Raw genomic sequence first — 567 nt, 5'->3', positions numbered from 1 at the left:
AATCCCTCACGCGATGACCATTCATGGTGATACTCGCGTTGATAACTACTACTGGATGCGAGACGACGAGCGTAAAGATCCAGAAATTTTGCAGCACCTAGAGCAAGAAAATCAGTATGCGGAAACCGTTCTCAAGCACACTGAAGCTCTTCAAAATGAGCTATTTGAAGAAATTAAAGGTCGCATAGCAAAAGACGACAACTCCGTTCCTGTGCGTAAAGGAAACTACTTCTACTCAAGTGAAGTTACCGGAGATAACGAATACGAAGTTCATCTTCGAGCGAAAGATTTTGCTGGTAAAGACAAACAAGTCATCTTAGATGTCAATGAACTTGCGAAAGAGCATGAATTTTTCAGTATTGGTGGCCTGTACGTCAGCCCGAATGAAAACTTATTGGCGTATGGCGAAGATACATTAAGCCGCCGTGTTTACACCATTAAGATTAAAGATCTGACCACAGGTAATTACTTACAAGATGAAATTGAAGGGGCGTCAAGCGCTGTCGCATGGCAGAACGACAACAACGCGTTCTATTACATCAAAAAAGATCCACAAACCTTGCTAGG

1 pseudogene is annotated in these 567 nt (G+C 42.5%); it reads left to right on the top strand.

Going from position 1 to position 567, the window contains the following annotated elements:
• Positions 1–567 (top strand): annotated as a pseudogene (locus R8N49_RS29325) (oligopeptidase B); the annotation flags it as partial.

The sequence above is a fragment of the Vibrio sp. 1978 genome (assembly GCF_033344345.1).
The sequence above is the reverse complement of the archived record's forward strand: the minus strand, read 5'-3'. Positions and strand labels throughout refer to the sequence as shown.